This window comes from Bartonella sp. AA81SXKL (assembly GCF_042196945.1).
GTDB lineage: Bacteria > Pseudomonadota > Alphaproteobacteria > Rhizobiales > Rhizobiaceae > Bartonella.
Genome location: NZ_JBHIRH010000024.1, coordinates 1 through 9,969 on the forward strand (window position 1 = coordinate 1; position 9,969 = coordinate 9,969).

At 37.1% G+C, this 9,969-nt stretch carries 6 protein-coding genes and 1 pseudogene; 1 reads left to right on the forward strand and 6 read right to left on the reverse strand.

Annotated elements, in window-relative coordinates; genetic code table 11:
- Positions 1–1,389: 1,389 nt before the first annotated feature.
- Positions 1,390–1,518, forward strand: a pseudogene (locus tag ACFINZ_RS08365) (integrase); the annotation flags it as partial.
- 245 nt (positions 1,519–1,763) lie between these two features.
- Here ACFINZ_RS08365 and ACFINZ_RS08370 read toward each other — a convergent pair.
- The 6 genes from ACFINZ_RS08370 to ACFINZ_RS08395 all read right to left on the reverse strand — a co-directional run.
- A complete protein-coding gene (locus ACFINZ_RS08370) occupies positions 1,764–2,390 on the reverse strand; it encodes a DNA-3-methyladenine glycosylase I (RefSeq protein ID WP_375701316.1) in 627 nt (208 codons plus the stop codon).
- Positions 2,368–3,798 carry an exodeoxyribonuclease VII large subunit gene (gene xseA / locus ACFINZ_RS08375; protein WP_375684204.1) on the reverse strand — a complete coding sequence of 477 codons (1,431 nt, stop codon included), beginning with the start codon at positions 3,796–3,798 and terminating at the stop codon, positions 2,368–2,370. The genes ACFINZ_RS08370 and xseA overlap by 23 nt, the downstream gene beginning before the upstream one ends.
- A gap of 401 nt (positions 3,799–4,199) precedes the next feature.
- Positions 4,200–5,831: an ABC transporter substrate-binding protein gene (locus ACFINZ_RS08380; protein WP_375684203.1), complete on the reverse strand. Its 1,632-nt coding sequence runs from the start codon at positions 5,829–5,831 to the stop codon at positions 4,200–4,202.
- An 899-nt stretch (positions 5,832–6,730) separates the two neighbouring features.
- On the reverse strand, positions 6,731–8,362 hold the full coding sequence (locus ACFINZ_RS08385; RefSeq protein WP_375701317.1) for an ABC transporter substrate-binding protein: 1,632 nt from the start codon (positions 8,360–8,362) through the stop codon (positions 6,731–6,733).
- Between the two features lie 359 nt (positions 8,363–8,721).
- Positions 8,722–8,910, reverse strand: a complete 189-nt coding sequence (locus ACFINZ_RS08390; RefSeq protein WP_375633886.1) for a hypothetical protein — start codon at positions 8,908–8,910, stop codon at positions 8,722–8,724.
- Between the two features lie 376 nt (positions 8,911–9,286).
- Positions 9,287–9,969, reverse strand: a 683-nt coding sequence (locus ACFINZ_RS08395) for an ABC transporter substrate-binding protein (RefSeq protein ID WP_375684202.1), incomplete at its 5' end; no start/stop codon positions are given.

Consider the following 9,969-nt stretch of genomic DNA (forward strand, 5'->3'; position numbering starts at 1 on the left):
ATTGCATCAAGATTCCAAGCCATCACAAGGGTATCAGCCGGTGTTTTTGCTGAAGCTTGTTGTGCAACCATCGCCAATGCCATAAGAACAGAAACAAGAGAGCTGCTACTTTTCAATATTGTTTTCTTCAAGTTCATGAACTTTTCCCTTTATTTATTTTTATCAATTAATGACGCTGAAATAATATAGCAAATTTATAATTATAACATTGAATAAATACGTTCTAATCGCCTATATTTCTAATCACCTACACAGAATCATCTACTTGATAAAGTCATTGACTTACGTCTCAATAAACCATAGCGAACATGCAATATATGTTTTGCTAACCAGTATTACATTCTTTTCATAACCTCTTTGCATATGATAATGCACTATATCAGTTCCCTATTAATCATCAATAAGCCTTGTCGCCCAAAAAAAATAGTGAGCTTAAAAAAAATCATTACGCAAAAATTTATGAATTCATTATTCTATTCCTTTAAGCGACATTTAAAATAAAATATGCAAACTTTAAAAATAGTCATCCCCCTCAAACACTCAGTTTCAAGATGCGGCGCATCTTTACTACATGACCAAAACGACACTGAAACAGCAGAAAGACATAAGAAAATATCTTTTCTAAAACGCTACCCCCCACAAAAATCTGCTTAATCTTTTGAAAACTAAGTGTCAAAAGTTTTACGTTTTTACCAACAAAACCAAACGCGTTAACAAAGATAAAGGAAAAATGAGAAGAATCATTCCTTCCACGCTTTATCTTTTGAGAAATAAAGCTTACAATAAAAGAATATACACTAAAATGCATCCCCCCATTGATAAAAACAAAATTTATTAGACACTTCCCCCCCAAAGACATAACGAATATAAAACCTTCTAAACTTTAGTGTGCATCATTGCTTTACCACTATAAAAATAGAACAGAAAGCAACATACCGCAACAAAACTCTCGTTTCCAGCGGAAACATACAGAGATTCAACGAAGCAATGCAGTGAATACCAGTCTTTCTGAGCTTAAGTATCCTCCCAAAACTGGAGCTCACACGCAGCAAAATTCCTCTCTAGTGAAGGAAAGTTATCAGATAATAAAACCTAACACAAGCAGCTTGAGTCATTTAACTTCAATTTTTCATCGCTGCATTTCATTTTATATTGCCTAGGTAAGCATTGGGCAATCGACCTACATATAAATAAACCAACAGTCATACAAGCAAAGTAAAACAATGCAACAACAGCACCCCATCTAAAAACCACTTTGCATTCGTCAATAAACATGAATAAAATATTCATTAATTATAACGGTCATGTCACTAACGGAAATAAAAACACCTCTTCTGAACCATTACAAATGCTAAAGACTGTTGAAACATTGAGAGCTAGTAAATGTGTGATGGTGCCGATCTTCTCCTTCATAAGCGTAAAGATGGAGTGCATTATGGACTTATCTGTCATACCATTCACGGGCTGCGTCGCGAAATGGGCTTTGGTGTACTAAATGTTTCTTTAAAACATACAAGACATTACCATTATCTCACTTCAGATACATAACAGTTAAGATATCACTCCTTTTTGCGTCTGTTTTTTCATCCTCAAAATTATACCTTTATCGTTTTTAGTGCCAACAACAATAGAAAATCATTAATATTGTATAGTTTGTATATTTCAATTATCTTATACAGTGGAATTGTATAATCTATACATTTATTAAATAATTCAATTATTATCCTATTGATCATTACTCTTACAAAAGACAGTTTGCCAATTTATCGACAAAAACATCCTTCAAGATGATCATTAACAATCCCTACGGACTGCATAAAAGCATAACAAATTGTGGGACCAACGAATGTCCAGCCACGTCTCTTCAAGTCTTGAGAAAGACGAAGAGAAGCAGGTGTCATAGGGTTAGCCAACAGTGTTTGAAAGTCTATCTTTTCATAACGCTCTGATTGTGGTGGCTGAAAAGACCAAAAATAGCGGGACAAACTTCCCCACTCTGTTATAATTTCTTGTGCTCTCAATGCATTATTAAGCACTGATTGAATTTTTCCTTGATGGCGAACAATGTCTTTATTCTGCATTAACATTTGCACCTTTAGCTCATCATAATGAGCAATCTTTTCAAAGTCAAAGTGATCAAATGCAACGCGAAAAAAAGAGCGTTTTTTTAAAATTGTAAACCAAGAAAGCCCTGCTTGGAAACCTTCAAGACAAATTTTCTCAAACAAACGAATATCCTCAAAAACAGGCTTTCCCCATTCGGTATCATGATAAGCACAATAAAGTGGATCCGTTCCAGCCCATGCGCAACGAACTTTTCCATCCACTCCCTTAAGAAGACCTTCCACAAGCATGGCATTAACCGTATTAAAAGAGAGTTCCTTGATCATCGCTTGGCGACTTTATCTGCTTGTGTTTTGATCTTTTAGCGGAAATAGGCTCTTGTGTTGCAACACTGATATCTCCATCAAAAAAGCGTAAATTTATTTGCCCTGTTTCAGGAAACTGAACCAATCGTTTAATGGGCTTATGATCTTTCCCCAAAGCCAAAACAAAACCGCGCTCCAAAATATTCTGATATGAAGTGCTTCTTAAAAGCCTAGATACTACCTCTAACCCAGCACGTTGTTTTTCCACACTACGCACAAAAGCACGCTGAAGACGTGCCGTATATTCCTTTGTATTGCGTTGTGCTTTTTCACTATTTAACAAACGCGGTGAAAGACGCACACCAAGTGCATGAAAAGAAAAACGTTTTTTATCGTAGCTTACACAAAGAGCACGCTGCAATCGACTTGAAGTTTCATCCAAACCACGCCGTGGTAGAGCAAAAAGTTGATCGGCAGTCGGAAGAGCTCGTAGAGTAGCACGCAATTTTTGTCGATAAAAATCCAAATAACGCGCGAGTCCCTTGCGCAAACGTGCATCAAGCGATGCCACCAGCACCTCGAGATCAAGCTTAACAGGAACAGCCCGTTCTGCTGCGGCGGTAGGAGTTGGAGCGCGCCAATCAGCCACATAATCAATCAAGGTCCAGTCCGTTTCATGCCCAACAGCAGAAATAACAGGAAGAGAAGATTCATAAACAGCACGAACAACAGCTTCGTCATTAAACCCCCACAAATCTTCTAAACTTCCCCCTCCCCGTGCAACAATAATAAGATCAGGTTTTGGAATAAGTCCACCTGGACCAAGAGCATTAAAACCTTCAACAGCAACAGCCACTTCCCTCCCACTTGTTCCCCCCTGAACACGTACAGGCCAAACCAAAATATGCAACGGAAAACGATCGGATATACGATGAATAATATCACGAATAACAGCACCTGTTGGTGATGTTACAACGCCTAAAATTCGAGGCATATAAGGCAAAGGTTTTTTCTTTTCTTCATCAAACAAGCCTTCTTCTAAAAACTTTTTCTTACGATTTTCAAGAAGTGTCATCAAAGCACCAACCCCCGTTGGTTCAAGAGCCTCAATGACAATTTGATATTTCGATGACCCTGGATAAGTTGTAAGTTTACCAACAGCAACTACTTCCATCCCTTCTTCAGGAGGGAATTTGAGCTTTTCCATAACTCCACGCCAAATAACAGCTTCCAACCGTGCCTTATCATCTTTTAAAGCAAAATAAGCATGTCCCGAAGCATGAGTACCACGGTACCCTGATATCTCCCCAAGCACCCGTACATAACCAAACTTTTCTTCAACAACACGCTTTAGAGCCCCTGCTATTTCGGAAACAGTGAATTCTGCCACATTTGTTACACCTGTTTTTTCACTAAACAAACTTACCATTTTTCAATTCTTTACGCCCGTTTCTGTGAATCTTTTTGAAACAACACATCTTTAAACTTTTGATTTATAGCTTCATCAAAATACCCATAACACCGGCTAGAACAGCTTATATTTTTAATTTCAAATCGATTATCAGGGTTGTAAAAAAAACTTGAAGCCGTTGTATGGGGATGTCTAGAGTCATTATTTCATCCGAAAATTGTATCAATAGAAGTTAAAATATTCAATCCTAACATCCACACAAACGCATCTTTCATAAGAATTCCTGAAATAAAATTCTCGATACAACATAGTAATCCATTCCCGATAAAATTCAACGTATTGCAAAGTGTTAAAGAGCTTTGCAATACATCAAATATATCATGATCATGTTTTTTATATTTTATAAACTTGATACCTTCTTATTTTTCAATTGCACTATAAAAAATACGTGGTGCACTATTCCACACCCATTTTTTAACATCAGGTGTCATAGCAATAATATTATATGTCTGATAGATAAACGCATAAGGTCCTTTTTGCATTAATTCACGCTGTAAATCAGCATACATTTGTGCCCGTTTCTGTGGATCTTTTTGAAACAGAGCTGCCTGAACCTTCTTATTCATATCTTCATCCAAATAGCCGTGGCACCAACTAGGATAGCCTGTATTTTTAGCCTCGAACCGATTATCAGGATTTGAAATAAAACGTGAAGCCATTGTATGAGGATCCGCAGAAGAATTATTCCATCCTATAAAAATTGTATCAAAGCTACGTGCATAAAGTTTGGAAAACAACTGTGTACCGATAAAATGTTCAATCTTAAAGTGCACACCTATCTTTTTTGCATTATCCTGGATAGACTGAGCAATAGGCAAAGCAAAAGGATAAGGAGATTTTCCTGCAAAAATATTGGCCTCAAAACCATCTGGATAACCCGCTTCTATTAAAAGCTGCTTGGCTTTTTCAAGATCAAGTTTAAAGGGTTGCCCTTCTTTTTCATCCAAAGCCCCAAAATTACCAAGAGGAATAAAGCTTGCCCGTGGAATGCCAACATCTTTAAGAAGAGTCTTTCCCAGAGTGTCATAATCGATCAAATAACGCATTGCCAAACGCACCTTTTCATTGGCAAAAATAGGATTCGTTGTATTGAACCCCCATACTATCAGGGATGGAACTAACACTTTTTCAATTTTAATATCTGTTGTTTTTTGGAGATCTGCTATATTCTCTGGCGTTAAATTACGAGCCACATCAATATCGTGTTTTTCCAACAACAAACGTTGTGTTCCAGGCTCAGCAATATGACGAATTAAGATCTTCTTCAATTTGGGTGCCTCTCCCCAATAAATGGTACTTGCACGCAACAAAATCCCTTCTCCAGGACGCCAACTTTCTAACTGATAAGGACCAACACAAGCAGCGTGACTTGCCAAATAGCGATTTCCCATATCACCATCTTGTTCGTGTTTCATAAGTGTCTCACGATCAAGCAGAGCAACAGTACGATTCCTAGAAATATTGCTCAGAATAAGTTCTGCTGGATAAGGTTTATCAAATTTCATCACCACTGTTTTCTCATCGGGGGCTTGAAAAGCCTTATCAACATTTTGTTCTGTGATACCATATTCATTAAAAGTTGCCGCATTAGATAGCTTCAATTTGACAACCCGCCTCATTCCCCAAACAAGATCATGAGCACCAGCAAACCGACCATCATTAAACTTCAAATCATCGCGCAAATGAAAAGTAATCACCGTACTCTGATCATCGCTTACAACATCCCAACTCTTTGCCAAAGAAGGAACGATTTTAACTCCATCATTTTTAGCAGAATCAACCAAATTATCACAAACATTGATAACAATTTCAGCTCCATACCGGTCATTGAGCTGCGCAGGATCAAAATTACTGATCGCATCAAGATCCCAAGCCATCACGAGGGTATCAGCAGGTGTTTTTGCTGAAACTTGCTGCACAAATATCCCAAAAGCAATAAAAGCAGAAATAAAACAACTGCTCCTTTTTAATATTTTTCTTTTTAAATTCATAGACTTATCTCTTTAAAGTTTGTTGTATAAATTTTCCTTGCAACAGTAACGTGCAAAAATAAAAAAAATCAGGCTTTTAAAGCACACCTCCTAAAGATAAAATATCAAACCCTTTAAACAGCAGGAGCAGCTCCTTGAGCAATATTGGTAAACTAAAGCAAAAGAGACAACGAAAAATGATCTGATAAACAATGAATAATACCACAAATGACAGCGCCTGTTGGTGATGTCACAGCACCCATAACTTTGATCATACAAGCCAAAGATTTTTTTATCACATCAAACAGGACTTCTGCTTTAAAAGTCTTTTTGCTATTTTCTCAAAAGAGTTCTCAGAGAACCAACTTCAGTTGCTTTAAAAGCTCACTCATCCTTCGATATTTTGACGATTCTCATAAGTATAGTTTCTAACCATAGCCATTCCACTCCTTCCTCACAAGGACATTTGGACTTTCCAGGACCCATACTAAAGGGCAGTCTCAGCATCTCATCATTTTTTAAGGAAAAGCGGTATAATTTGAAGCACCAGCTCCACAATAATCCCATATTCCCCCAACGCACCTGCATATAACTAACTTTTTTCTCAATAGCACATTTTAAGGTCCCTCACTTTTTCTACAAAATACTAAATTCTGCTCATATTCAGTATGCCCATTTCTTTAACCGGCAAATTTATTATTTTTTTCTTCACTTAAGATTGAAATCTACAATCTTAATATCTATGTATAATTATTCTATAAAAATGCATAGTCCCTCTCTAAAGAAGAGTATCTTCGAGTTACTCTATAATGCACTTTACCGATAAACTTCGATATTTTGCAAAGCTTTAAACTCTATGCAAAACACCGAAGTTATTATCATCACATTCACTGTTGTATATTACAACATTTTAAACGTGCTTATTTTTCAATGGCATTATAAAAAATACGTGGTGCACTATTCCACACCCATTTTTTAACATCAGGTGTCATAGCAATAATATTATATGTCTGATAGATAAACGCATAAGGTCCTTTTTGCATTAATTCACGCTGTAAATCAGCATACATTTGTGCCCGTTTCTGTGGATCTTTTTGAAACAGAGCTGCCTGAACCTTCTTATTCATATCTTCATCCAAATAGCCGTGGCACCAACTAGGATAGCCTGTGTTTTTAGCCTCAAACCGATTATCCGGATTATAAACGAGACGTGAAGCCATTGTATAAGGATCTGCAGAATCGTTATTCCATCCCATAAAAATTGTATCAAAGCTACGTGCATAAAGTTTGGAAAACAACTGTGTCCCTACAAAATGTTCAATCTTAAAGTGCACACCTATTTTTTTTGCATTGTCCTGGATAGACTGTGCAATAGGTAAAGCAAAAGGATAAGGAGATTTCCCTGCAAAAATATTGGCTTTAAAACCATTTGGATAACCTGCTTCTGTTAAAAGCTGCTTGGCTTTTTCAAGATCAAGTTTAAAGGGTTGCCCTTCTTTTTCATCCAAAGCTCCAAGATTACCAATGGGAATAAAGCTTGCCCGTGGAATACCAACATCTTTAAGAAGAGTCTTTCCCAGAGTGTCATAATCGATCAGATAGCGCATTGCCAAACGCACCTTTTCATTGGCAAAAATAGGATTTGTCGTATTGAACCCCCACATTATCACAGATGGAGCTAACACTTTTTCAATCTTAATATCTGTTGTTACTTGGAGATCTGTTATATCTTCAGGCATCAAATTACGTGCCACATCAATATCGTGTTTTTCCAACAACAAACGTTGTGTTCCAGGCTCAGCAATATGACGAATGAGAATCTGCTTCAATTTTGCTTCCTCTCCCCAATGATAGGAACTTGCACGCAACAAAATCGCCTCTCCAGAACGCCAGTTGACTAATTGATAAGGACCAACACAAGCAGCGTGACTTGCCAAATAGCGATTTCCCATATCACCATCTTGTTCGTGTTTCATAAGTGTCTCACGATCAAGTAAAGCAGCAACACGAGTAGTAAGAATATGGCCAAGGATGATCTCTGCTGGATAAAGCTTATCAAATTTCATCACCACTGTTTTCTCATCGGGGGCTTGAAGAGTAGAATCAATATTTTGTTCTGTAATTCCATATTCGTTAAATATAGCTGCTGCAGACAACTTCAATTTAACAACCCGCTTCATCCCCCAAACAAGATCATGAGCACCAGCAGGCCGACCATCATTAAACTTCAAATCATCACGCAAATGAAAAGTAATAACTGTACCCCCACCCTCATTTGAAACATCCCAACTCTTTGCCAAAGAAGGCGCTATTTTAGCTGCATCATCTGTAGCGGAATCGATTAAGTTATCACAAATATTAGCAATAATTTCATTGCCATAACGTTCATTGATCTGCGCAGGATCAAAAGTCTCAATTGAATCAAGATTCAAAGCCATTACAAGGGTATCAGTAGGTGTTTTTGCTGAAACTTGTTGCACAAACATCCCCATTGCAAGAACAACAGAAACAAAAGAACTGCTCTTTTTCAATATTTTTCTTTTCACGTTCATAGAATTTTCCTTTTAACGTTATTGTATAAATTCCCCATGCAGCAAAACGTGCTTAATAATTAAGTTTAGACAAACTATAGGCTTCTAAAAACCAAGTTTTAAAATCTTTAAGAACAAGCACCTCTTGCCAATGGCTCCTCCTGCCTACACTTATAAGCCAAACCAAAACATACAAAGAAAAACACTCTGATATACAATGAACGCTCACCAACAATAGAGCTTATTCACGATATCATAACGCCTACTATTGAAGACTATAAAAGCAATATTTTTTCTCTATCTTGTTAAGCAAGCTTATCTCTTATTTTTTCCGGTGTTTTGTATATCATCAAAGCACTACCCCTTTCGGCTCAAGTGCCTTAATAACAAAGAGCCTTCATAATAATTTGACGATTTGATAAAACAGGAAAATTCGTTAGTTTGCCAAATGCAACGACTTTTATTCCTTCTTCAAAAGGAAATTTAATTTTTTCATCACTCCCCATAAAACAGCACCCTTCAATTGGCATCTCATCATCTTTCCAAGCAAAAGAAAATATAAACGCCATAAAAAACTGATATCCCTTGTTTACCCACCCATAACAAAATTTTCCTTCAACATCGCAAACCCTTTGCACCTTTAGCACTACTAAATTCCACAACATTTGTTACACTTCGTTTCTTTATGTTATACTCAGTTTTTTAACAAATAAATTGACCACTTTCTAATTCAGAGAAATTGAAATATTCAATCTTAGTATCCACATAAATACACCTCTAATGAGAATGAAAAATATCTTTAAACGAATGTCTTGAAAAGACATTCAACAATATATCACGCATTACCTATGATCTTCGACGCATTGCAAAGCTTAAAATTTATACAATACGCCGAAATATATCATGACGATGCCCTTTATCTATTGAACAGCATTGAAGACACTCTTATTTTTCAATTTTACTATAAAAAATATGTGGTGCACTATTCCAAACCCACTTTTTGATATCAGGCGTCATCGCGATAACAGTATATTTCTGAAAGATAAACGCATAAGGTCCTTTTTGCATCAATTCACGTTGTAAATCAGCATAGAGTTGTGCCCGTTTTTGTGGATCTTTTTGAAACAATGCATCCTGAACCTTTTGATTCATCGTTTCATCCAAATACCCATATTGCCAACTAGGATAGGCGGTGTTTTTTGCCTCAAGCCGATTATCTGGATTATAAACAAGACGTGAAGCCATGGTATGAGGATCCGCAGAATCGTTATTCCATCCGACAAAAATCGTATCAAAAGCCCGTGCATAAAGTTTAGAAAACAACTGTGTACCGGCCATCCGTTCAATTTTAAGACGCACGCCCGCCTGTGCAGCACTATCTTGGAGTGACTGAGCAAGTAACACCCTATAAGGAGCATTTGATACGAGAAAATTTGCCTCAAATCCATTCGGATAACCAGCTTCTGCTAAAAGCTGCTTGGCTTTTGCAATATCAAATGTAAAGGGTTGCCCTTCTTTTTCATCTAAAGCCCCAAAGTTTCCAAGAGGAACAAAACTGGCCCGTGGAACACCAACACCTTTGAGAAGCTTCTTGCCAAGACCTTCATAATCTATGAGATAGCGCATCG